The sequence below is a fragment of the Actinomadura sp. NTSP31 genome (genome assembly GCF_041951385.1).
GTDB lineage: Bacteria > Actinomycetota > Actinomycetes > Streptosporangiales > Streptosporangiaceae > Spirillospora > Spirillospora napierensis.
This window is the reverse complement of sequence record NZ_JBGNUT010000007.1, coordinates 188,626-210,069: the sequence shown is the minus strand read 5'-3', so window position 1 is coordinate 210,069 and position 21,444 is coordinate 188,626. Positions and strand designations below refer to the sequence as shown.

Here is a 21,444-nt window from a genome sequence, read left to right as displayed (position 1 = left end):
CGCGGCGTCGCGCGGACCGCCCGGCGGGCAACGGCCGGAGGCGCGATGCCCGCCTTAATCCCGCTTCTCCCCGGTTGATGGGAGTTCGAGGATGTACTACGAGTGGCAAACCGCAGGTCAAGAGCGCGGCGGCACCCGGGAAACGTTCAAGAATGGCCATACGATCGGTTCATGACCTCAGTACTGCTCGCCGAGGACGACACGTCCATCTCCGAGCCTCTCGCCCGCGCGCTGCGTCGCGAGGGGTACACCGTCGAAGTCAGTCCGGACGGTCCGCAGGCGCTCGAGCGGGCGCTCGGGGGCGGTGTGGACCTCATCGTCCTCGATCTGGGCCTGCCCGAGCTGGACGGCCTGGAGGTGGCCCGCCGGGTCCGTGCCGAGGGGCATGGAGTTCCCATCCTGATCCTGACCGCCCGGGCCGACGAGGTCGACACCGTCGTCGGCCTCGACGCGGGCGCCGACGACTACGTCACCAAGCCGTTCCGGCTGGCCGAGCTGCTCGCCCGGGTCCGCGCGCTGCTGCGCCGCGGCAGCACCGAGACCCCGATCGTCCAGGGGGTGCGGATCGACGCCGAGTCGCGCCGCGCCTGGATGGGCGACCAGGAGCTCCAGCTGACCACCAAGGAGTTCGACCTGCTGCGCGTCCTCGTCCGGGACGCCGGCAAGGTCGTGACCCGCGAACAGATCATGCGCGAGGTGTGGGACACCAACTGGTGGGGTTCCACCAAGACCCTCGACATGCACATCTCCTGGCTGCGCCGCAAGCTCGGCGACGACGCCGGCAGTCCCCGCTACATCACCACGGTGCGGGGCGTCGGCTTCCGGTTCGAACGCGGCGACTGACAGGCCCGTACCGGCCGCCATGGCCGCGCGGTCAGCCCCCGGGCCTTCCCGAGAGGCCCGGGGCGCCCCGCCCGGGCGTGGCCCCACCATAAGGAGCCCAGATGAGGCGCCGACTCCTCCTGTCGACGCTCGCGGTGGCGGTGGTCGCGATCCTGTTGCTCGGCATACCCCTCGCCTACGCCGCCCACAAGCTCATCTACGAGGGAGCCGCGCAGTCCCTGGACCGGGAGGCGGCCGCCATCGCCGGCGGCGTCGCCTACACCCTCGAGTCGCGCCAGCCCGTCACCGGCGGCGCGATCGCGCGGGAGTACCCCGGGCGGCACATCGCGGTGACCCTGCCGGACGGCCGCGCCGTCGAGGCGGGCCCGCGCCCGGTGCCGGGCGCGCGGCAGCTCACCGCCGCGGCGTCCGGGCAGGGCGTGCGGGTGCGGATGTCGCGGCCCGCCTCCCAGCTGAAGGACCAGGAGCTGCGGCTGCTGCTGTTCATCGGCAGCCTCGCGCTGCTCGGCGTCGCCGTCACGGTCGGCCTGGCGATGGTCCAGGCGCGCAAGCTCACGCTGCCGCTGCAGGACCTCGCCGAGACCGCCGACCGGCTCGGCACCGGCAACGCCCGGCCGCGCCGCCGCCGCTACGGCATCCCGGAGGTCGACCGGGTCGCCGAGGTGCTGGACCGCAGCGCGGTCCGCATCGCCGACCTGCTCGCCTCCAGCCGCGAGTTCGCCGCCGACGCCTCGCACCAGCTGCGCACGCCGCTGACGGCGCTGTCGATGCGGCTGGAGGAGATGATCGAGGCGGCCGACTACCCCGACGTCGTCCGGGAGGAGGGCGCCGCGGCCGTCGCGCAGACCGAGCGGCTCGTCGCCGTCGTCGAGCAGCTGCTCGCCCGCGCCCGGCACGACCGCACCGGCGGCGCCGTCGCGTCCCCGATCGACGACATCATCCGCCAGCAGGTGGAGGAGTGGCGGCCGATCTTCCGGCGGGACGGCCGGGACGTGCGGATCGTCGGCGAGCAGGGCCTGGTCGGCATGACCAACCCGGAGGGGCTGTCGCAGATCGTCGCGACGCTGCTGGACAACTCGCTGATGCACGGCGCCGGCACCGTCACCATCCACACCAAGCCGGGCGCCAGCTCGGTCGTGGTGGAGGTCGGCGACGAGGGGCAGGGCATCCCGCCGGAACTGGAACCGCGGATCTTCGAACGCAGCGTCAGCGGCGGCCGCGGCACCGGCCTCGGCCTGTACCTGGCCCGCTCGCTGGCCGTCGTGGACGGCGGGCGGCTGGAGCTGCTGCAGTCCCGTCCGGCGGTGTTCGGGGTGTTCCTGCGCGAGGCCGCCGAGGCCCGGCTGGCCGGCGAGCGCGTCGTCCTCGGGCCCGCCTGAGGGCGGCGGGCCGAGGGGACCCGCGGGTCAGGAGAACTGGGCGTAGTCGCCCGCGGTGTCCTGGTCGAGCGGGTGCCCGAGGCGCCCGCCCGGCCCGCCCGGCGCGGCCGGGCCGGGCGGGAAGGGCCTGCTGCCCGCGGCGTGCGCCCCGGGGCCCTCGGGCAGCCCGGACGCCGGGTCGACCGGCGGCGCGCTCGCGGGCAGGAACACCCACTTCTTGTACGACCAGAAGCGGAACAGCGTGGCGACGGCGGTGCCGACCACCAGCGAGATGTTGTACGGGATCGCGCCCGTCAGCCCCAGCGCGTAGTGGGTGAAGCCGATGAACATCTCCGTGATCACCAGGCCGACGCCGTTCAGCGCGAAGAACAGCAGGTACTCGCGGCCGAGCCCGGTGCGGTCGCGGTGCCGGAACGTCCAGTACCGGTTCGCGAGGTAGGCGAACGTCGTCGCGACGATGGTCGCCACGCCGTTGGAGGTCAGCGGCCCCATGCCGAGGCCGCTGTTCATCCCGTTGCCGATGCCGACCGTGATCACGAAGGCGATCGCGCCCACGCTGCCGAACTGGGCGAGCTCGCGCAGCAGGTGCGCGAAACGCCGGTGGAGAGTGGCGACCAGGCTCACGAAGGGGAACCGTCCTTCCGGACCTCGGCTGGTGGTGCCGCTGCCGATGGCGCGGCGGCTGCTACGGGAGCACAACGAGGATAGACGCCCCCGGCCCCCGCGGCGTCGGAACATGAACGTTCAGGGCTCTCCTCCCGTTCCCTGCCCCGCGCCCAGGGGCCCACACACGTTCGACGCCCGGAACGGGTGATTCGTTCGGTTCGAGGGCCCGATAGCCTTCTGACGTGAGCATTCCAGGTCGGCACCCATCCAACGGGGAGGGCTCCCAGCGCCCCCCGGACCGGTCCCCCCGGCGTGACATGCCCGTCGTCGGAATGGCGGGAGGCGGCCAGCTGGCGCGGATGACCCAGCAGGCCGCCATCGCCCTCGGCGTGCCGCTGCGCGTCCTCGCGGGCGCGCCGGACGAGTCGGCGGCGAAGGCCGTCGCGGACGTCCGGATCGGCGACGACCGCGCCCTCGACGACCTGATGGCGTTCGCCGAGGGCTGCGCCGTGGTGACCTTCGACCACGAGCACGTCCCCGGCCCGCACATCGCGAAGCTGGAGGAGTCCGGGACGCCGTGCCGGCCCGGCTCGGCGGCCCTCGCGCACGCCCAGGACAAGCTGGTCATGCGCGAGCGGCTCAGCGCGTCCGGCGTGCCCTGCCCCGCCTTCGCGGCGCTGCCGTCGTCCGCGCCGATGCCGGCGCTGGAGGCGTTCGGGCACGAGCACGGCTGGCCGCTGGTGCTGAAGGCGACCCGCGGCGGCTACGACGGCAAGGGCGTCTGGGTCGTGGACAGCCTCGGCGTCGGGACGGTCGAGCTGGTCGAGCGGCTGGTCGCCGGCGGCGTCGAGCTGATGGTCGAACAGCACGTCGCGTTCCGCCGGGAGCTGGCCGCGCTGGTCGCGCGCTCGCCCTACGGGCAGGGCGCCGCGTACCCGATCGTGGAGACCGTCCAGAAGGACGGCATCTGCGTCGAGGTGATCTCGCCGGCGCCGGGGCTGTCCGGCGAGCTGGCCGCCGAGGCGCAGAGCCTCGCCCTGCGGATCGCCGACGAGCTCGGCGTCGCGGGGCTGCTCGCGGTCGAGCTGTTCGAGACCGAGGCGCCGCGGACCGGCCGGCAGGGCAGCGGGCGCGGCCTGCTGGTCAACGAGCTGGCGATGCGCCCGCACAACTCCGGGCACTGGACGATCGAGGGCGCCCGCACGTCCCAGTTCGAGCAGCACCTGCGCGCCGTCCTGGACCTGCCGCTCGGCTCCACCGAACCGACCGCCCCCTACGCGGTGATGGCGAACGTCCTCGGCGGCGACGACCCCGACGTCTACTCCCGCTACATCCACGTGATGGCGCACGACCCGGGCGTCAAGGTGCACATGTACGGCAAGGAGTCCCGCCCCGGACGCAAGATCGGGCACGTCACCGTGCTCGGCGACGACCTGCCCGACCTGCGCGAACGCGCCCGGCACGCGGCCGACTACCTGCGCTGGGGCCCGGCGATGAAGGACAAGGTATGAGCGAAGCGAACCGGGGGGCGTGGGGGGTCGTCCCCCCACAGGAGGAACGCATGAGCGGCCCGCTGGTGGGCGTGGTGATGGGGAGCGACTCCGACTGGCCGGTCATGAAGGCCGCCGGGGAGGCCCTCGAGGAGTTCGGCGTCCCCTACGAGGCCGACGTCGTGTCCGCGCACCGGATGCCGCACGACATGATCGCCTACGGCGAGCAGGCCGCCGGCCGCGGGCTCCGCGCGATCATCGCGGGCGCGGGCGGTGCCGCGCACCTGCCCGGCATGCTCGCCTCGGTGACGCCGCTGCCGGTGATCGGCGTGCCCGTCCCGCTGAAGTACCTCGACGGCATGGACTCGCTGCTGTCGATCGTGCAGATGCCCGCCGGCGTCCCGGTCGCGACGGTCGCGGTCGGCGCGGCCCGCAACGCCGGGCTGTTGGCCGTCCGCATCCTCGCCGCGTCCGACGAGCCCCTGCAGGCGAAGATGAAGGACTTTCAGCAGTCGCTGTACGACCAGGCCAAGGCGAAGGGCGAACGCCTCCGAGAGAGCCTCTGACGGCGCGCCGCCGGCGCGTCCCTCAGTGCCGGCGGCTCCACTCCACGGCGGGGCAGCGGTCCATGACGACGTCGAGCCCGGCGTCCTTGGCGCGGCGGGCCGCCGCCTCATCGACCACGTCCAGCGGCATCCACACGGCCTTCGCGCCGGCCGCGATCGCCTCGTCCACGACCGCCCCGGCGTGCTCGGCGCGCCGGTACACGCCGACGACGTCCACCTCGGAGCCGTCCGGCACGTCCGCCAGCGAGACGTAGCCCCGCTCGCCCAGCACGCTCTTCCCGGACGGATGCACCGGGATGATCCGCTTGCCGCGCCGCTGCAGCAGCCGCGCCTGGTTGTGGACCTCGCGGCCCGGATTGTCGCCGAGCCCCACGAACGCCCACGTCCTGGACTCGTCCAGCAGCCTGCTGATCACATCCGGATCGGCGTAGACATCACCCATACCTGCCCCAACACCCCCGCCCCGGCGATCGTTCCCGCCCGCATCAGGGAAGCAGCCGTGCCGGGGTTAGGGGCGGCCGAGGGCTCGGTAGTTCCAGGACGCGGCGCGCCAGCTTTCGGGGTCGAGGGCGTTGCGGCCGTCCACGATGTTGCGCTCGGCCACGACCTGCGCGACCGCCGTCGGGTCCATGTCGCGGAACTCCTGCCATTCGGTCAGGAGCAGCACGACGTGCGCGCCGCGGACGGCGTCCATCGCGGACGAGCCGAACTCCAGGGACGGCTGGGCGCGGCGGGCGTTGTCCATGGCGCGCGGGTCGTAGACGGTCACCTTCCCGCCCTGCGCGTGGATGGACGCCGCCACGTCCAGGGCGGGCGAGTCGCGCACGTCGTCGGAGTTGGGCTTGAACGCCGCGCCGAGCACCCCGACCGTCCGGTCGGCGAACGAGCCGCCGAGCAGTTGCCGGGCGAGGTCCACCATCCGGATGCGCCGCCGGATGTTGATCTCGTCGACCTCGCGCAGGAACGTCAGCGCCTGGTCGGCGCCCAGCTCCCCGGCGCGGGCCATGAACGCGCGGATGTCCTTGGGCAGGCAGCCGCCGCCGAACCCGAGGCCGGGGCCGAGGAACCGGCCGCCGATCCGGTCGTCGTAGGACAGCGCCTCCGACAGCTTGGTCACGTCCGCGTGCGCGGCCTCGCAGACCTCCGCCATCGCGTTGATGAAGGAGATCTTGGTGGCCAGGAACGCGTTCGCCGACACCTTGACCAGCTCGGCGGTGGCGTAGTCCGCGGTGAGGAACGGCGTGCCGTCGGCGATCATCGTCCGGTAGATCTCGCGCAGCACCTTCTCGGCGTGTTCGGCGGCGCCCTGCTCGGCGGGCAGCCCGGCGACGATCCGGTCCGGGCGCAGGGTGTCCTCGACGGCGAAGCCCTCGCGCAGGAACTCGGGATTCCACGCCAGCACGGCGTCGCCGCCCACCGGCGCGGCCTTGGCGACGGTCCCGGCCAGCCGCGCGGCCGTCCCGACCGGGACCGTCGACTTGCCGACGATCAGGCAGGGCCGGTGCAGCAGCGGCGCCAGCTCGCCGATCGCGGCGTCCACGTGGGTGAGGTCGGCGGCGTACTCGCCGGGCTTCTGCGGGGTCCCGACGCACAGGAAGTGGACGTCGCCGAACTCGGCGGCCTCCTCGTAGGACGTGGTGAACCGCAGCCGCCCGCTCTCCAGGCCCCGGCGCAGCACGGGTTCCAGCCCGGGTTCGTAGAACGGCAGGTCCCCGGCCGCGAGCCGGGCGATCCTGCCCTCGTCGGCGTCCAGGCCGAGCACCTCGAAGCCCAGGCCGGCCATGCAGGCCGCGTGCGTGGCGCCGAGGTAACCGGTTCCGATGACCGTCAGCCGCTGGTTCAAGGCGGGCTCCTTCCGGTTGGCTGCCGCCGTCCTCAGGCCCTAGTGAACCTTCCCCGAAGCGCGCCCGGGTACCGGCGGCGGCCGAGCGCAGTCTACTGGCCGGTAGCATCTGCGGTATGAGCCATGACTTTCCCGCGTACGCGCCGTCGGAGGAGCAGGAGTTGCTGCGGGCGACGGTGCGTGAGTTGGCGGATGCCAAGATCGCGCCGTTCGCGGCGGAGGTGGACGAGGAGTCGCGTTTTCCGCAGGAGGCGCTGGAGGCGCTGGTCGCCAACGACCTGCACGCGGTGCATGTGCCCGAGTCGTATGGGGGTGCGGGGGCGGATGCGTTGGCGACGGTGATCGTGATCGAGGAGGTCGCGCGGGCGTGCGCGTCGTCGTCGTTGATCCCGGCGGTGAACAAGCTGGGTACGGTGCCGATCCTGTTGTCGGGGTCGGAGGAGTTGAAGCGCAGGTATCTGGGGCCGGTGGCGCGGGGGGAGGCGATGTTCTCCTATGCGCTGTCGGAGGCCGACGCGGGTTCGGATGCGGGTGGGATGAAGACCCGCGCGGTGCGTGATGGTGACACCTGGGTGTTGAACGGCGCGAAGATGTGGATCACCAATGCGGGGGTGTCGGAGTACTACACGGTGATGGCGGTCACCGACCCGTCGGCGGGGGCGCGGGGGATCTCGGCGTTTGTGGTGGAGAGGTCCGATCCGGGGGTGTCGTTTGGGGCCAAGGAGCGCAAGCTGGGGATCAAGGGGTCGCCGACCCGGCAGGTGATCTTGGAGGATGTGCGGATTCCGGCCGATCGGATCATCGGCGCGGAGGGCACGGGTTTCAAGACCGCGCTGGCCACTCTGGATCACACCCGGATCACGATCGCGGCGCAGGCGTTGGGGATCGCGCAGGGGGCGCTGGATTTCGCGGTGGGGTATGTGAAGGAGCGCAAGCAGTTCGGTCAGGCGATCGGTGATTTCCAGGGTGTGCAGTTCATGTTGGCGGACATGGCGATGCGGTTGGAGGGTGCGCGGCAGTTGACCTACCACGCGGCGATCAAGTCCGAGCGGGCGATGCTGGGGGACAAGGTCGCCGATCTGACGTTGGTGTCGTCGGCGTGCAAGGCGCTGGCCTCGGATGTGGCGATGGACGTGACGACCGATGCGGTGCAGTTGTTGGGCGGGTACGGGTATACGCGGGAGTTCCCGGTGGAGCGGATGATGCGCGACGCCAAGATCACCCAGATCTACGAGGGCACCAACCAGATCCAGCGGATGGTCATCGCCCGCCAACTCCTCAAGTAGGCGGCGCGGCGAGATCGCGCCCCCGCGTCCGATACCCGGACCGGGGGCGCGTCCGTTATCGCCGATCCGCGTGGGGGCCCGCGGCCTCCGGCTAGCTTCGCCCGGTGACCTCACCCGTCGAAGTCCAGCAGGCGGAGCTCGCCGGCCGGCTCGCGCGCCCCATGGCCGGCGCGTTCGTCCTCGGCTCCGTCCACCTGCTGGTGGCCCTGGTCTTCGCGTCCGTCGCGGTGACGCTCGGCGCCACCGGCGCGCTCGCCCTGTCGCCGTTCGCGGCCGGCATGGTGATGGGCGCGCTGGTCTACTGGGCCACCGGCGCCGGAACGGTGGCGCTGCGCAGGGCCCTCCGGCGGGGCGAGCAGCCGGACATGGCGCAGATCCGGCGCTACCTGCGCCTTCCCTACCTCCTGCGGAACATCGCGCCGATCCCGCCGGTGCTCCTCGCGCTGGTAGTCGCGGCCTACGGTGGCGACGGGGACGTCGACCTGCTGCTCGCGCTCGTCGGCTGCATGATGCTGGTCCAGCCGGCGGCAATGCTGAAGTCGGTCGCGCGGCTCGCCTCCCGTCCGCCCGCGCACGCGATCTGGTCGCCGCGGGCCGGTACGGGACCGGCCGGCCCGCCTTCGGCGCCGCCGGCACTTCCGCCCGGACGCATGCGCCTCACGCTCGGGCCGGGCCCGCTCACATGGGCCGCCTTCACCGTCATGCTGGTCCTGCTGGTGCCGGTATGGGGGGTCGGCCTCGTGGTGCTCACGATCGCGTTCGGCGGGTGGGGCACGGGGTTCTTCGTCGCCCTGCCGCTCTCGCTGGTCGTCCTGGCGCCGGCCGTGGTCCTGTCCGCGCGGATCTACCGGCGGGCCTGGTGGCTGGACGGGACGGTGCTCGTCCAGCGGAAGGTCCGGGGCGAGCTGCGCTGCGACCTGAGCACCGCGCAGGTGGCGGCCGAGGCGGCTCCGGCGATCCTGCTGCGCGGCCCGGAACTGCTGCCCCGCCTGGTGGCCGGGCAGCGGGGGCGGCAACCGCTCCGGCTGTGGCTGCGGGACCCGGACCGGCGGCGGGCACTGCTGCCCGCCGCCGAACTCCTCGCCCTCGCGCAGGCGGTCTCCCACGGCCGCGAGGACGATCCGCGCATCGCCCCGATCGCCGAAGGGCTGCGCGCCCTCGCCGCCGACCCGTCCGCGGTCTGACCCGGCACCGGCGGGTCACAGCCGGGCGGGGAGGCCGAACCGCTCGACCAGCGCGCCGTCGTGGAAGGCGGTCACGGCGGAGACGGCCCGGCCGCGCAAGGTGACGACCTGGATCGCGAAGGCCTCGCCGTCCTTGTACATCGCGAAACCGGGCTGCCCGTTGGCCCGGACGGGGACGAGGCGCGGCCGGGCGCCGCGCAGCCGGGCCTCCAGCAGCCGCAGGACGCCGTCGCGGCCGGCGAACCACGACGGGTTGGGCGGCATCTGCCAGACCGCGTCCTCGGTCAGCAGCCGGGCCAGCGCGTCGATGTCGGCCCGCTCGAAGGCGTCGGCGTACCGGTCGAGCAGGTCGCGGCGCTCCGGCTCGGCCGGCTCGGCGATCTCGTCGGCGGCCGGTTCCAGCCGGTCCAGCCGGGCCCGGGCGCGCTGCAGCGTGCTGTGCACGGCGGTCGCGGTGAGGCCGAGCGCGTCGGCGGTCTCCTCCGCCGACCAGGCCAGCACGTCCCGCAGGATGAGCACCGTCCGCTGCTGCGCGGGCAGGTGCTGCAGCGCCGCGATGAGGGCCAGCCGCAGCCCGGCCCGTCCGGCCACGATGGCCGCCGGGTCGGCCTGCTCGTCGGGGATCGGCTCCAGCCACGGGATCTCTGGGTCGCGCGGACCCAGCGCGTCCGGGTCGGTGGACGGGCCGCCGAGACCGGCCGGCAGCACCCGGCGGCTCCCGTGCCGCAGCGCGTTGAGGCAGGCGTTGGTGGCGATGCGGTAGAGCCAGGTGCGCATCGATGCGCGGCCCTCGAAGTCCTGGTACGACCGCCAGGCGCGCAGGTAGGTCTCCTGCACGAGGTCCTCGGCGTCCTGCACCGACCCCAGCATCCGGTAGCAGTGGGTGAGCAGTTCCCGCCGGAACGGCCCCGTCAGTCGGACGAACTCGTCATGCGGCTGTTCGATCACGGTCAACCGATACACCTCCTTGCCTGTACAGACCCGCCGGGCGGTCGGATTCATCGGGTGGCGCCCGGTCGATTCCGCGGGGCCGCCGGTCGGTACAGGTATGAACAGGAAATGGGTTCTGGGGCTGACCTCGGCGGCCTCGGTGATGGTGGCGCTGGACGCCACCGTGGTGACGACGGCGTTGAGCCGGATCCGGCTGGATCTCGGCACTTCGATGGAACAGCTCGAATGGACGGTGAACGCCTACAGCCTGAGCTTCGCCGTCCTGCTGATGACCGGCGCCGTGCTGGGCGACCGGTTCGGGCGGCGGAGAATCTTCATAGTCGGGCTGGCGCTGTTCACGGCCGCCTCGGTGGCCTGCGCGCTCGCCCCGGACGTGGGCTGGCTGATCGCGGCGCGGGCGGTGCAGGGCACCGGCGCCGCGCTGGTGATGCCGCTGGCGATGGCGCTGCTCAGCGCCGCCTACCCGCCGCCGGACCGGCCGAAGGCGCTCGGCCTGTTCGCCGGGCTCACCGGCCTCGCGGTGGTCGGCGGGCCCGTGGTCGGCGGCGCCGTCACCCAGGGGCTCGCCTGGGAGTGGATCTTCTGGCTCAACCTGCCGATCGGGCTGGCCGTCATCCCGCTGGTCCTGCGCCGCGTCCCGGAGAGCCGCGGCGGCGGGGAGAGCGTGGACGCCGGCGGGCTCCTGCTGGCGACCGGCGCCGCGCTCGGACTGGTGTGGGGGCTGATCCGCTCGGACGCCGCCGGATGGGGCAGCGCCGAGGTCGTGGGCACGCTGGCCGCGGGCGCGGTCTGCGGCGTCGCCTTCGTGGCCTGGCAGCGGGCCGCCAGGCGGCCGATGGTGCCGCTGGAGCTGTTCCGGCTGCGCGGCTTCGCGGCGGGCAACGCCGCCGGGGTGTTCATGTACGCGTCGCTCTACGGGTCCCTGTTCTTCGCGGCGCAGTACTTCCAGACCGGACGGGGCGACACGCCGCTGGAGGCCGGCCTGCACCTGCTCGCCTGGACGGCGTCCGTGACGGTCGTCGCGCCGGTGGCGGGGCGCCTGGTGAACCGGACCGGGGCCCGGCCGCCGGCCGCGCTCGGGCTGGCCTTGCAGGCCGCCGGCATGGGCTGGCTCGCGCTCGCCGCCACGCCCTCCGTGCCGTACTGGCAGCTGGTCGCGCCGATGCTCATCGCGGGCGCCGGCGTGAGCATGGCGATGCCCGCCGCCCAGGCGGCCGTGCTCAACGCGGTCGCGCCGCAGCAGATCGGCAAGGCGTCCGGGGTGTTCAACACGGGCCGGCAGCTGGGCGGGGTGTTCGGCGTCGCGGTGCTGGCCCTGGCGTTCGGCGGGGCGGGGAGCTACGCCGGACCGGCGCCCTTCTCCGACGGGTTCGCCGCGGCGATCGCGGTCAGCGCCGCCCTGTCGCTCGCGGGCGCCGTCGCCGCCCTGGCCGTCCCGGGTAGGAAGGCCGCCTCCGCCCCCGCACCGGCCGAGCCGGTCCTCACGTCGAACCGCTGACCCCCGGAGGGCGCCGGGAAAGCGCAGCCGGGGCGGCGGTCGCCGAGGCGGGTCGGCGACCGCCGCCGCGGGTCAGCTGTGGGTGATCTTGACGATGACCTTGCCGTCCTTCGTCATGTGCGGGCGGAAGGTGAGGCCGTTGACGGTCGAGGACGAGCTGGCACCGGTCCACGAGGCGTCCATCGAGGTGGTCATCTTGCTGTCGCGGCCCTGCGCCGTGAAGATCACCCGCGGGCCCTCGGTGCGGACGTCGATGCCGTCCAGGCCGTACTTCGGGTCGAGCGGGATCGTCTGCCCGCTGGCGACCTCGACCTCGCAGTCGGCGTCGCGGCACGCCTCGAGGTCCGTGCCGTCCTTGGCGGCGCCCTTCTTGCCCTTGGGCGCCTTGCCGGACGGGCTCGCCGACGGCGACGGCGAGGCGGCGTCCGGCGAGGCGGCCGCGGCGCTCGGGGACGGTGCGGGCCCCTCCGCGGCGGTGAGCCGGGCGCGCGTCTGCGCGGCGCAGCCGCCGACGGCGAGCGCGGCGACGGCGGTGGTGGTGATCAGGCCGAGAAACCTTGTCGACATCCTGTGGACTCCTGACGGTGACTTCTCTGTGCATGCCTATCGCTACCCAGAGTAGTCGATCAAGAATCCGCCGCCACGCCACACGCCCGCTGTAGTGGCAGGTCAGGAGGTGGGCAGCTCGTCCACGATCATGGTCTGCAGCACGCGGCCGAACTCTCCGTCACCGTCGGCGAGCGTCGCCTCGCACAGCGCGCCGCCCTGCGGGGACACGCTCAGCGACGCGGCCATGCACAGCCACTCGCCGACCGGGTCGCGGTGCAGGGCGACGGTGAGGTCGGTGTTGACGATCAGCCACTTGGACACGTCGAGCTGGCTGCCGACCCCGGACGCGCTGTCGGCCAGCACGAGGGCGCGCACCAGCGGCGTGTCCGGCTCGCCCGCGACCAGCGGGACGCGGGAGCGGGCCCAGGTCGTCCCCGGGCCCGGCTGGAAGAACGAGCCCTCGACGGGCCGCCACTCCATCGCGGTCAGGTAGCCGTGCGTGTTCAGGTGGGTCGTCGCGAACGTCCTGCCCGCGTCGGGGAGCGGCGGCGGCGCGGGCGCGTGCACCGTGCCGGGGACCTCCGCGGGCGCCGTGCGGATCCGCCAGGCGGTGGCCCGCACGACCGGCCGCCCCTCGTGGGTCAGCTCGCCTTCGAGCAGCGCGATCCGGCGGCCCGGGCGGACGACCCGCGTGGTGATCTCCAGCTCGGCTATCGGGACGGGGGAGAGGATCTCCAGCGTGACCCGGGCGATCCGGGTGCCCGGCATCGGCTCCGTGCGCTCGAAGGCCCGCCCCATCAGGCCGGCGACCGGGCCGGCGTGCTGCAGCGACGGCGACCACGGGCCCGCCGTCGCGCGGGTGCTCGCGAACCGCTCGCCGCCCGCACCCTCGCCGCCGAGCGGCTCGTAGAACGCCTCCGGGATGTCACCGTCCACCGCCGTGCTCCTCTCCGCGGACACCATCCTAGAATGGCATTCTAGAGCGTCAGCGGCAGAGCTTCTCCGTGGCGGTCCCGGTGTCCAGCGCCGCCTCGGACGCGGGCGACGCGCTCGGCGACGGCGAGACGACCCGCACCTTCTCCACCCCGTCCCAGTCGGCGCCCACCATCACCTGCACCCGCGACCCCAGCGACCCGACCTCCTTCAGCTTGGCGTTCGGGATCGCCGCCGCCAGGGTCTTCGCCGAGTCCTCGCGGCCCGGCCCGTACTGGATCTGCGTCCGCTGGAGCCCGCGCCGCGCGACGCCCGGGACGACCGTGACGTGGAAACCGTCCTTGGTCAGCTGCGACCCCGCGCGCGTCGCCAGCCCCCGCGTGCCGATCGCGTTGAGGACGCGGACGCTGATGTCGTCCGGCGGCACCGTCGGCCCGTCCGAGGCCGTCTTCGACGGCGACGCGCTCGGCTTCGGCGTCTTCTTCGGCTCGCTCAGCGGCTTGTCCTGCCGGATGCGGCCGAACAGGTCGTTCGCCTCCGCCTGGTCCCACTGGACGGTCGACTGCGGCGTCGGCGAGTTCCACAGCAGCGTGTTGTAGCCCGGATTGGCCAGCGGCACGTTCGCGAACGTCAGATTGTCGGTCGACAGGTCCTTCATCTGGTCGGCCAGCTTCGGCAGGCTCTTGGCGAGGTCCGGGTCGACGCGCAGCGACTTCAGCGCCGCGTTCAGGAACTTCGTCGACTTCACCGGGTCGCTCAGCGTCTTCGACGACAGCGCCTGCTTCATCATCGACGCCATGAACCGCTGCTGCCGGTCGATCCGGCCGAGGTCGGTGCCGCCCGTCAGGGTGTAGCGGGCGCGGGCGAACCCGAGCGCCTTCAGCCCGTCCACGTGCGAGGTGCCGCGCGGCAGCTTCAGCCCGCTCTTCGGGTCGTCGATCGCCTGCTCGGTGCAGACGTCCACGCCGCCGAGCGCGTTCACCATGTTGACGAACCCGTAGAAGTTCACCTCGATGTAGTGGTCGATCGACACGCCGGTGGCGCGCTTGATCGTCGCCACCGTGAGGTCGGGCCCGCCGAACTGGTACGCCCACGTCAGCTTGCCCGGACGGGCCGGGACCTGCTGCCCCTTCGCCCCCTCCGACCCGTTCGACTTGTGCGCCGGGATCGTCACGTAGGAGTCGCGGGGCAGGCTCACGATCGACGCCCGGTCGTGGTCGCGGGACACGTGCACCAGCTCCATCGTGTCGGACCGCTCGCCCGGCTCGTGGCCGAGCTTCGCCGCCTTCTGCTGCGCCTTCGTCAGCCCCTCGCGCCGGTCGACCCCGGCGACCAGGATCGTCATCGCGCCCTTCGGGCCGTCCTTGCCCTTGCCGAGCCCGCCGACGTCGACCTTGTCGATCGCGCCCGTCACGTAGTTCTGGAACGCCCACGCGCCGCCCGAGGTCAGCAGCACGAACGCCGACATCGTCCCGGTCAGGGTGAGGAACCGCTTCTGCCGGCGGGCGCTCATCGCCGCGCGCGGGCTGATCCGGCGGCCCGGGCGGCGCGGCCCGGGCGGGCCGTCCACCTTCACCCGCGGCGCCGGCATCCCCTCGATCGTGACGCCCTCGATGTCGCCGTCGTCGCCGGGGCCGTCCGCCGCCCCGCCCGCGGGACGGGGCCGGAAGTAGCGCTCCAGCGGATCGGCGTCGCCGCGACCCGAGTCGTGCCCGTCTGCCATGCCGGCGCCCGCCTCCCGAAAAGACCTCGTTCTCGCGTGGGTCCCCACCACTCTAAATTGGGGGACACCCGTCCGTTCGCTACCTGGACGTCGTGTCCTTGCAGTAACGTGGCGCCGTCTTGACCACACCCCGGCGGCCCGCACGCAAACCTGGGTGGCGTGGGCTGCGTCAGACAAGCAAGCGAGAGAGAGGAAGGGGGGCCTCCCTCCGGCCGCGGCACCCCGTCGCCACGGCCGAGGTGCGCCCGCGAGCCCACATGAATCCGTCTCCCCACGCCCAGCACACGACCCGGCACGGAACGCGGAAGCGCACCGGCGGCGAGCGCACCTGGCCCGCGGTGTCGGTGGTCATGCCGGTCCTCAACGAGCAGCGCCACCTGACCGACTCCGTCCGGCGCATCATGTCCCAGGACTACCCCGGCGAGATGGAACTCGTCCTCGCCGTCGGGCCGTCCCGCGACCGCACCGAGGAGATCGCCCGCGGGCTCGCCGGCGAGGACCCGCGCGTCGTCGTGGTCGCCAACCCGACCGGGCGCACCCCGCAGGGCCTCAACATCGCGATCAAGGCGTCCCAGTACTCGATCATCGTCCGGGTGGACGGGCACTCGCTGCTGCCGCCCGACTACGTCCGCGCCGCGGTCGAGACGATGGAGGAGACCGGCGCCGACAACGTCGGCGGGATCATGGCCGCCGAGGGCGTGACGCCGTTCGAGAAGGCCGTCGCCCGCGCCATGACGTCCCGGATCGGCGTCGGCAACGCCCGCTTCCACACCGGCGGCGAGGCCGGCGAGGTCGAGACCGTCTACCTCGGCACGTTCCGGCGCAGCGCGCTGGAGCGGGTCGGCGGCTACGACGAGACCTTCACCCGCGCGCAGGACTGGGAGATGAACCACCGCATCCGGCAGACCGGCGGGCGGATCTTCTTCACCCCGCGGATGCGCGTCACCTACCGCCCGCGGCCCAACCTGCGGGCGCTCGCCAAGCAGTACTTCCACACCGGGCGCTGGCGCCGCGTCGTCGGCCGCGAGCACCAGGGCACGCTGAACCTGCGCTACCTCGCGCCGCCGATCGCCGTGGTCGCGATGACCGCGGGCGTGGTCGCCGGGGCGTTCGGGTTCTGGCCCGGCTGGATCCTGCCCGCCGGGTACGCGGCCGCGATGGTCGGCGGCGCCGCCGTGGAGGGCCGCGGGCTGCCGCCGTCCGCCTGGATCCGGCTCCCGCTGGTCTTCGCGACCATGCACGTGACCTGGGGGATCGGGTTCCTGACCAGCCCGCCGCGGCTCGGCCAGCCGAACCCCGCCAAACCCGGCGATCCCATCGTGTAACGGCGGATTCCGGCCAACCTCCCGTGAACCCTGGTGCGGCTGCGCACGTCTGAGGGTTAGGTTCGACCTGATCGCACCTGCGAGGAGGTGGCCATGTCCAACGGCGCACGCCACGGCATAGGCGTGGTGGTGGGGATCATCGCGACCGCGGTGATCTCGCTGTGCCTGGCGGCCGGCACGTACAAGATGTCCCAGGCCTCCCGGTACGGCACCTACAACTTCCGCAACTACCACGGAAGCCAGCTGTGGATCGGCGCCGCGCTCCTTCTCGCGGCCGCGGTCGTGCTCGGGTTCGTGGTGGGGTCCCGGCTCTCTCCGGTCGCCTCGCTGGTCCCCGGCGTCGTCTTCACGGCGGTCGGCCTGCTGTGGATGGTCGACCCCACCTGGGCGGTGCGGAACACGGTGAAGGAGTCGCTGCCCCACACGCCCACCTTGGGCTACATGAACCTCGCCATGCTCGGCATGTTCTTCCTCCTCGGCGTGGCGCTGATCGCGGCGTCGGTGCCGCCGTCCCGGTGGCGGGCGCGCACTGCCGGCGCCGGTACGCCGCGCTACGGCGGGCCGCCGCCCGCTCCGGTTCCTCCGCCTGCCCCCGGCGCGCCGATGCCGATGGGCGCACCTCAGGCGCCCGCACAGGACGCTCCATGGGGACGCCCTCCGCAGTACGGGCAGCAGCCTCCCGCGCAGCCGCAGTACGGGTCCGGGGCCCAGCCGGGCGGCGGCCGGTACGGGCAGGGCGGCGCGCAGCCGCCCGCCCCCTCGGAGCCGCCCCCGGACAAGCAGCGCCCGCCGTCCGGTGCCGTCCCCTTCGACAACGAAGGCAAGCCGCCCGCGCAGGACGGCGGCTCCGGCGAGGGCGTCGGCGAGTGGACGCAGATGTACGGCGGCGACGACCTCCGCGGCAACCGCTGACCCGTCCAGGACAGTAACCTGGACCCGTCAGGGGCCCGGTTCGGCTGGGAGGCACGGGGAGGTACGCCATGACCGCCGAGATGGTCGCTCCCGCGTGGATGCATGAGCAGATCACGGCGGAGCAGTACGACTCCTGGTCCGATGAGCAGTGCGCCGGCATCGAGGTCGTGGACGGGATGGTCGTCGTGGGTCCCAGCGCGTCCAAGCGCCACAACCGCCTGGCCCGGATCCTGGCGAACGCCCTGGACGACGCCGGCGGGCCGGAGTGGAACGCCGACACGGACTTCGACGTCCGGCTGCAGGACGTTCCGCTCACCAACCGCAGGCCCGACGTCGTCGTGTACCGCGCGGACACGATCGACCTCCTGCCGACCCGCCCCGAGCATGTGCTGCTGGTGGCCGAGGTCGTCTCACCGGGCTCGGAGACCACCGACCGGGTCGTGAAGGTCGATCAGTACGCCAAGGCCGGCATCGCCTTCTACTGGAGGGTCGAGCAGGCCGCCACCGGCGTCCCGCTGCTGTACACCTACGTCCTGGACCCGGCGACCGACGCGTACCGCGAGGGCGAGGTGTTCACCGGCAAGGTCGCGGTGGTGGCTCCTTTCGCGGTGGAGGTCGACCTCGGCTCTGTCTGAGGAGTGCCCGCTCAGGCGAGGGCGGTGAGGACGCCGGGGACGTCGTTGACGACCATGGCGTCGACGCCCGCGGCCACGTAGTCGGGGGCGCGGTCGGCGGCCGGGCACCAGGCGATCACGTCCAGGCCCGCCTGGTGCGCGACGTCCACGCAGTGGTCGAGCGGGCGCAGCCGGCTGTCGGGGTGCTCGAACCCGCACGAGCCGGTGTGCACGGCGATGGCCTGGAGGTTCAGGCCCGCCGCCGCCGGGACGGCGTGCCACATCGGGAACCGCAGCCAGGTCAGCAGGCCCAGCGGGACGTCCGGCAGCTCGTCGCGCAGGAACACCAGGAGCGCCGGGTCGAACGAGGTGACCAGCAGCCGGCGCCGCCGCGCCTCGCGCTTCAGCACCGGCAGCAGCAGCGCGCCCGTCCGGCGGGACGGCGCGTCCACCGCGTCCTCCAGCACCGTCTTGACGTCGACGTCGACCGCGACGTCGGCGGGCAGCGCGTCGAAGATCTCGGTGAGCAGCGGCAGGCCGCTGGCGTCGGCGGGCATGTCCACGATGTGGTCGCCGCCCTCGACGGTCGGGTCGTGCCGCAGGACGAGGTGGTCGTCGGCGGTGCGGGTCACGTCGATCTCGACCCAGCCGAGGCCCGCGTCGACGGCGGCGAGCAGGGACGGCAGGGTGTTCTCCGCGACCGGCCCGGACGCGCCGCCGGGCGGCGTGCGGTCGCCCGAGCCGAGACCGCGGTGGCCGATGACGGCGGGGGGCTTCTCGAAGATCAAGACGGGTCCTCGGTGGCGAGATGCTCGGCGACGACGGCGTCGAGCGGCTGGGTGACCTTGAGGTTGCGCTCGCTGCCCTCGACCACGCGGATCGGTACGCCGGGCAGGTAGCGGTGGACGATCCCGCAGTCGTCGGTGGCGCGCAGCGCCGGATCGGCGAGCGCCAGCTCGTACGCCTTGCGGATGGTGCCGAGCCGGAAGCCCTGCGGGGTCTGGAAGCGGCTCATGGTCTCGCGCGGCGGCATGGACGCGACGACGCCGTCCTCGACCACCACGATCGTGTCCGGTGACGGCACACCGACCGCGACGGCGTCGTGGCCGTCCAGCGCCGCCAGCACCCGGTCGATCACCGGGGCCTCCACGAACGGGCGCGCGGCGTCGTGGAACAGCACGCGCGCGTCGTCGGGGTGCCCCTCCAGGACGCGCAGCGCGGCGACCGTCGAGGCGGTGCGGGTGGCGCCGCCCTCGACCACGCCCGTCACGCTGCGGAACGGGGCGGCGATCACGCCGGCCTCGCGCAGGTGCCCGGCGGCCATCACCACCAGCACCTCGTCGACGTCCGGGTGGGCGTCGAACGCGGCGACCGCGTGCGCCAGGATCGGGCGGCCGCCGACCTCCATGAGCTGCTTGGGGCGCCCCACGCCCATGCGCTCGCCGACCCCGCCGGCGAGCACCACCGCAACCGTCCGCGCCGCCATCTCTCCCTTTCGCCGATCGGTCCCGGCCGTTCCTGCGACAGGCGGTCACCGAATCACTACGCTGGGCAGTCACTCGTACGCTTCGATCCCGCCGGAGGCGCCGATGACCAGGCTCCGCCCGCGTCGCCGGCCCGTCGGCCACAACGTACCGGAGGCGGCCGGCGCCGTGGAGGAGAACCAGGCCACCCCGCACGAGGGCGCGGGGCCCGGGGCCGCCGAGCGCGGGGACGGGCTCGTCGCGGCGTACGCGGTCGGCGGGTACGCGCCGTACCTGGTGCGCTGGGCGGCCTCCCGCGGGCTCGCGCCCGCGACGGTGTCCGCGATCTCGTGCTCCCTCGGCGCGCTCGCGGCCCTCTGGTTCTCCGCCGGCTCCCATGCCGGGATGGTCGCCGGAGCGGGGCTGCTGTACGCCTCGTTCGTCCTCGACTGCGTGGCCGGCACGGCCGGCGCGCCATGGCCCGCCGCCGTCCTCTGCCTGGCCAAGGAGGCCGCCGTCTACGCGGGCCTTGCGGTCGGCGCCGGCGCGGAGGCGCCGGGCGGGCCCGGCTTCCAGGGCAACGCGTGGGCGGCGGCGGTGGCCGCGCTGGCGCTGCTGTCGGTCCGGCACGCGGTGGACGCGGCGTACGCGTCGTCCCGCCACGGCCGCCCGACGCGTCCCGGCGGCCCGCGCCAGGAGTTCGCCCGCCGCGCGCTGCGGGCGCTCGCGCTCCCGGCCGGCGAACGGTTCGCGCTGATCGCCGTGACCGCCGGGATCGCGGGCGCCCGGGTCACCTTCGAGGTCCTGCTGCTGTGGGGCTCGGCCGCGGCGGTGTTCGTCCTGGCAGGTCACGCGTGCGCGGCGCTCGCCCGGACGGTGCGCGCACCCGGATCGGAGGCCCCGTGAACGGCTTCCCGCCGGACGCGGTCGGCGACCACCGCGACGACGGTCCCGTGTGCCTCGTTCTGGGCCGGACGGCGCGCGGCCGGCTCCCGCCGCTGCCCGCCGCGGTCGCGGCCGCCGGCGTCACCGCGCTGCTGCTCGCGGCCGGTATGGACGGCCCGCCGACGCCCGCGCTGCTGGCCCCGTTCGTGGTGGTCCTGCTCGCCGGTCCGTCCGCTTGCCACCCGCACGCCGGACGGCTGGACTGGCTCGTACCGCCCATATACCGCGCGATCGAGTATGGTTACCTCGCCGTACTGGGGTTCGCGCAAGGAGTGACGGCACCGCTCGGCTACGTGCTGACGGCCGTCCTCGCGCTCCACCACTGCGACGCCGCGTACCGCTCCCGCCAGGGAGTCCGGCCGCGGGGGCTCGTCCTCCGCGCCGGCCTCGGCTGGGACGGCCGGATGCTCTGTGTGGCCTTCGCGGGCCTCTGCGGGCTCCTTCCGATCGCGTACGCTGCGCTGGCCGCCTACCTTGGTGTGCTGTTCGGCAGCGAGAGCGTCGTCACGTGGGCGCGGTCCGGTCGCGGCAGCGGCGTGATGGTCGACTGGGAGGAAGAACGAGCATGATCGGCATGGTGCTGGCGGCGGGCGCGGGCCGGAGGCTGCGGCCGTACACCGATACCCTCCCCAAGGCGCTCGTCCCGGTGGACGGTGAGACCACCATCCTGGACATCGCGCTCGGCAACCTCGCCGAGGTCGGGCTGACCGACGTGGTCATCGTCGTCGGCTACTGCGCGGGCGCCGTCGAGGAGCGCAAGGCCGCCCTCGAGGAGAGGTACGGCGTGTCCATCACGCTCGTCCACAACGACAAGGCCGAGGAGTGGAACAACGCCTACTCCATGTGGCTGGCTCGGGAGCACTTCTCCAAGGGCGTCCTCATGGTCAACGGCGACACGGTCCATCCGGTGGGCGTCGAGAAGACGCTACTGGCGAACCGGGGGCCGGACATCCTCCTGGCCGTGGACAACGTGAAAACACTCGCCGAAGAGGAGATGAAGGTCGTCCTCGACGAGGGCGAGCACCTGAAGACGATCACCAAGCTGATGGACCCGGCCACCGCCTACGGCGAGTACATCGGCGCGACCCTGATCGAGCCCGCCGCCGCGGAGCCGCTCGCCGACGCCCTCAGGGCGACCTGGGAGAGCGACCCCGACCAGTACTACGAGGACGGCTACCAGGAGCTGGTGAAGCGGGGCGGCCGCATCGCGGTCGCGCCGATCGGCGAGGTGGACTGGGTCGAGGTCGACAACCACGACGACCTGGAGAAGGCCCGCCGGATCGCCAAGACCTACTGAGGCCGCCGGCGCCACACGCGGGACGACCCGAGCGAGG

The 21,444-nt window shown here is 73.4% G+C and carries 22 protein-coding genes; 13 read left to right on the top strand and 9 right to left on the bottom strand.

Annotated elements, in window-relative coordinates; all coding sequences use genetic code 11:
* Positions 1-171 precede the first annotated feature (171 nt).
* Both ACA514_RS14680 and ACA514_RS14675 read left to right on the top strand, forming a co-directional pair.
* Entirely contained in the window at positions 172-843 is a 672-nt protein-coding gene (locus tag ACA514_RS14680) for a response regulator transcription factor (RefSeq protein WP_019629095.1), read from the top strand.
* A 101-nt stretch (positions 844-944) separates the two neighbouring features.
* Entirely contained in the window at positions 945-2,222 is a 1,278-nt protein-coding gene (locus ACA514_RS14675; RefSeq protein ID WP_375041654.1) for an ATP-binding protein, read from the top strand.
* Positions 2,223-2,249: 27 nt separating this feature from the next.
* Here the strand turns inward: ACA514_RS14675 and ACA514_RS14670 are convergent, their stop codons facing one another.
* On the bottom strand, positions 2,250-2,846 hold the full coding sequence (locus ACA514_RS14670) for a GtrA family protein (RefSeq protein WP_375041653.1): 597 nt from the start codon (positions 2,844-2,846) through the stop codon (positions 2,250-2,252).
* 299 nt (positions 2,847-3,145) lie between these two features.
* Between ACA514_RS14670 and ACA514_RS14665 the strand changes: the two genes are divergently transcribed.
* Together ACA514_RS14665 and purE are read left to right on the top strand one after the other, a co-directional pair.
* Positions 3,146-4,339, top strand: coding sequence for a 5-(carboxyamino)imidazole ribonucleotide synthase (locus tag ACA514_RS14665; RefSeq protein WP_375041652.1), 1,194 nt, complete (start codon positions 3,146-3,148; stop codon positions 4,337-4,339).
* A 50-nt stretch (positions 4,340-4,389) separates the two neighbouring features.
* Positions 4,390-4,884: a 5-(carboxyamino)imidazole ribonucleotide mutase gene (purE, locus tag ACA514_RS14660; protein WP_375041651.1), complete on the top strand. Its 495-nt coding sequence runs from the start codon at positions 4,390-4,392 to the stop codon at positions 4,882-4,884.
* Between the two features lie 22 nt (positions 4,885-4,906).
* Here purE and ACA514_RS14655 read toward each other — a convergent pair whose 3' ends face one another.
* A complete protein-coding gene (locus tag ACA514_RS14655; RefSeq protein WP_375041650.1) occupies positions 4,907-5,326 on the bottom strand; it encodes a CoA-binding protein in 420 nt (139 codons plus the stop codon).
* 66 nt (positions 5,327-5,392) lie between these two features.
* Positions 5,393-6,727, bottom strand: a complete 1,335-nt coding sequence (locus ACA514_RS14650; RefSeq protein ID WP_375041649.1) for a UDP-glucose dehydrogenase family protein — start codon at positions 6,725-6,727, stop codon at positions 5,393-5,395.
* A 116-nt stretch (positions 6,728-6,843) separates the two neighbouring features.
* On the opposite strand from ACA514_RS14650, the gene ACA514_RS14645 reads away from it, so the two are divergent.
* Both ACA514_RS14645 and ACA514_RS14640 read left to right on the top strand, forming a co-directional pair.
* The gene (locus ACA514_RS14645) at positions 6,844-8,013 is read left to right on the top strand and encodes an acyl-CoA dehydrogenase family protein (RefSeq protein WP_375041648.1); all 1,170 of its coding nucleotides are present in this window, start codon (positions 6,844-6,846) and stop codon (positions 8,011-8,013) included.
* A gap of 104 nt (positions 8,014-8,117) precedes the next feature.
* A complete protein-coding gene (locus ACA514_RS14640) occupies positions 8,118-9,197 on the top strand; it encodes a hypothetical protein (protein ID WP_375041647.1) in 1,080 nt (359 codons plus the stop codon).
* A 15-nt stretch (positions 9,198-9,212) separates the two neighbouring features.
* On the opposite strand, the gene ACA514_RS14635 is transcribed toward ACA514_RS14640, so the two are convergent.
* Positions 9,213-10,145 (bottom strand): sigma-70 family RNA polymerase sigma factor, encoded by a 933-nt coding sequence (locus ACA514_RS14635; RefSeq protein WP_375041770.1) that lies wholly within the window; start codon positions 10,143-10,145, stop codon positions 9,213-9,215.
* A 100-nt stretch (positions 10,146-10,245) separates the two neighbouring features.
* On the opposite strand from ACA514_RS14635, the gene ACA514_RS14630 reads away from it, so the two are divergent.
* Positions 10,246-11,646, top strand: coding sequence for a DHA2 family efflux MFS transporter permease subunit (locus ACA514_RS14630; RefSeq protein ID WP_375041646.1), 1,401 nt, complete (start codon positions 10,246-10,248; stop codon positions 11,644-11,646).
* Between the two features lie 72 nt (positions 11,647-11,718).
* Here the strand turns inward: ACA514_RS14630 and ACA514_RS14625 are convergent, their stop codons facing one another.
* The 3 genes from ACA514_RS14625 to ACA514_RS14615 form a co-directional block, all read right to left on the bottom strand.
* Positions 11,719-12,213, bottom strand: a complete 495-nt coding sequence (locus ACA514_RS14625) for a hypothetical protein (protein WP_375041645.1) — start codon at positions 12,211-12,213, stop codon at positions 11,719-11,721.
* A 102-nt stretch (positions 12,214-12,315) separates the two neighbouring features.
* Positions 12,316-13,131: a thioesterase family protein gene (locus ACA514_RS14620; protein WP_375041644.1), complete on the bottom strand. Its 816-nt coding sequence runs from the start codon at positions 13,129-13,131 to the stop codon at positions 12,316-12,318.
* A 49-nt stretch (positions 13,132-13,180) separates the two neighbouring features.
* Positions 13,181-14,851, bottom strand: coding sequence for an LCP family protein (locus ACA514_RS14615; RefSeq protein WP_375041643.1), 1,671 nt, complete (start codon positions 14,849-14,851; stop codon positions 13,181-13,183).
* A 257-nt stretch (positions 14,852-15,108) separates the two neighbouring features.
* Here ACA514_RS14615 and ACA514_RS14610 point away from each other — a divergent pair, with 257 nt between their 5' ends.
* The 3 genes from ACA514_RS14610 (at position 15,109) to ACA514_RS14600 (ending at position 17,723) form a co-directional block, all read left to right on the top strand.
* On the top strand, positions 15,109-16,176 hold the full coding sequence (locus ACA514_RS14610) for a glycosyltransferase family 2 protein (RefSeq protein ID WP_375041642.1): 1,068 nt from the start codon (positions 15,109-15,111) through the stop codon (positions 16,174-16,176).
* Positions 16,177-16,269: 93 nt separating this feature from the next.
* The gene (locus tag ACA514_RS14605; protein ID WP_375041641.1) at positions 16,270-17,088 is read left to right on the top strand and encodes a hypothetical protein; all 819 of its coding nucleotides are present in this window, start codon (positions 16,270-16,272) and stop codon (positions 17,086-17,088) included.
* A 68-nt stretch (positions 17,089-17,156) separates the two neighbouring features.
* A complete protein-coding gene (locus ACA514_RS14600; protein WP_375041640.1) occupies positions 17,157-17,723 on the top strand; it encodes a Uma2 family endonuclease in 567 nt (188 codons plus the stop codon).
* An 11-nt stretch (positions 17,724-17,734) separates the two neighbouring features.
* Here the strand turns inward: ACA514_RS14600 and ACA514_RS14595 are convergent, their stop codons facing one another.
* Both ACA514_RS14595 and ispD read right to left on the bottom strand, forming a co-directional pair.
* Positions 17,735-18,490: a glycerophosphodiester phosphodiesterase gene (locus ACA514_RS14595; protein WP_375041639.1), complete on the bottom strand. Its 756-nt coding sequence runs from the start codon at positions 18,488-18,490 to the stop codon at positions 17,735-17,737.
* The gene (gene ispD, locus ACA514_RS14590) at positions 18,487-19,188 is read right to left on the bottom strand and encodes a 2-C-methyl-D-erythritol 4-phosphate cytidylyltransferase (protein ID WP_375041638.1); all 702 of its coding nucleotides are present in this window, start codon (positions 19,186-19,188) and stop codon (positions 18,487-18,489) included. Before ispD ends, ACA514_RS14595 begins: the two co-directional genes overlap by 4 nt.
* 103 nt (positions 19,189-19,291) lie before the next feature.
* On the opposite strand from ispD, the gene ACA514_RS14585 reads away from it, so the two are divergent.
* From ACA514_RS14585 to ACA514_RS14575, 3 genes are read left to right on the top strand one after another with little or no spacing between them, the layout of a single operon-like run.
* Positions 19,292-20,071 carry a hypothetical protein gene (locus tag ACA514_RS14585; RefSeq protein WP_375041637.1) on the top strand — a complete coding sequence of 260 codons (780 nt, stop codon included), beginning with the start codon at positions 19,292-19,294 and terminating at the stop codon, positions 20,069-20,071.
* Complete coding sequence (locus ACA514_RS14580; RefSeq protein WP_375041636.1) at positions 20,068-20,679, top strand: DUF5941 domain-containing protein; 612 nt, start codon at positions 20,068-20,070, stop codon at positions 20,677-20,679. Before ACA514_RS14585 ends, ACA514_RS14580 begins: the two co-directional genes overlap by 4 nt.
* Complete coding sequence (locus ACA514_RS14575) at positions 20,676-21,407, top strand: sugar phosphate nucleotidyltransferase (protein WP_375041635.1); 732 nt, start codon at positions 20,676-20,678, stop codon at positions 21,405-21,407. The genes ACA514_RS14580 and ACA514_RS14575 overlap by 4 nt, the downstream gene beginning before the upstream one ends.
* The last annotated feature ends 37 nt before the right edge of the window (positions 21,408-21,444 follow it).

Excerpts from the sequence above, each read along its gene's own strand:
- ACA514_RS14680 (WP_019629095.1), top strand. The coding sequence starts at position 172 with ATGACCTCAGTACTGCTCGCCGAGGACGACACGTCCATCTCCGAGCCT.
- ACA514_RS14675 (WP_375041654.1), top strand. The coding sequence starts at position 945 with ATGAGGCGCCGACTCCTCCTGTCGACGCTCGCGGTGGCGGTGGTCGCG.
- ACA514_RS14665 (WP_375041652.1), top strand. The coding sequence starts at position 3,146 with ATGCCCGTCGTCGGAATGGCGGGAGGCGGCCAGCTGGCGCGGATGACC.
- purE (WP_375041651.1), top strand. The coding sequence starts at position 4,390 with ATGAGCGGCCCGCTGGTGGGCGTGGTGATGGGGAGCGACTCCGACTGG.
- ACA514_RS14655 (WP_375041650.1), bottom strand. The coding sequence starts at position 5,326 with ATGGGTGATGTCTACGCCGATCCGGATGTGATCAGCAGGCTGCTGGAC.
- ACA514_RS14645 (WP_375041648.1), top strand. The coding sequence starts at position 6,844 with ATGAGCCATGACTTTCCCGCGTACGCGCCGTCGGAGGAGCAGGAGTTG.
- ACA514_RS14630 (WP_375041646.1), top strand. The coding sequence starts at position 10,246 with ATGAACAGGAAATGGGTTCTGGGGCTGACCTCGGCGGCCTCGGTGATG.
- ACA514_RS14625 (WP_375041645.1), bottom strand. The coding sequence starts at position 12,213 with ATGTCGACAAGGTTTCTCGGCCTGATCACCACCACCGCCGTCGCCGCG.
- ACA514_RS14615 (WP_375041643.1), bottom strand. The coding sequence starts at position 14,851 with ATGGCAGACGGGCACGACTCGGGTCGCGGCGACGCCGATCCGCTGGAG.
- ACA514_RS14610 (WP_375041642.1), top strand. The coding sequence starts at position 15,109 with ATGAATCCGTCTCCCCACGCCCAGCACACGACCCGGCACGGAACGCGG.
- ACA514_RS14605 (WP_375041641.1), top strand. The coding sequence starts at position 16,270 with ATGTCCAACGGCGCACGCCACGGCATAGGCGTGGTGGTGGGGATCATC.
- ACA514_RS14600 (WP_375041640.1), top strand. The coding sequence starts at position 17,157 with ATGACCGCCGAGATGGTCGCTCCCGCGTGGATGCATGAGCAGATCACG.
- ispD (WP_375041638.1), bottom strand. The coding sequence starts at position 19,188 with ATGGCGGCGCGGACGGTTGCGGTGGTGCTCGCCGGCGGGGTCGGCGAG.
- ACA514_RS14585 (WP_375041637.1), top strand. The coding sequence starts at position 19,292 with ATGACCAGGCTCCGCCCGCGTCGCCGGCCCGTCGGCCACAACGTACCG.
- ACA514_RS14575 (WP_375041635.1), top strand. The coding sequence starts at position 20,676 with ATGATCGGCATGGTGCTGGCGGCGGGCGCGGGCCGGAGGCTGCGGCCG.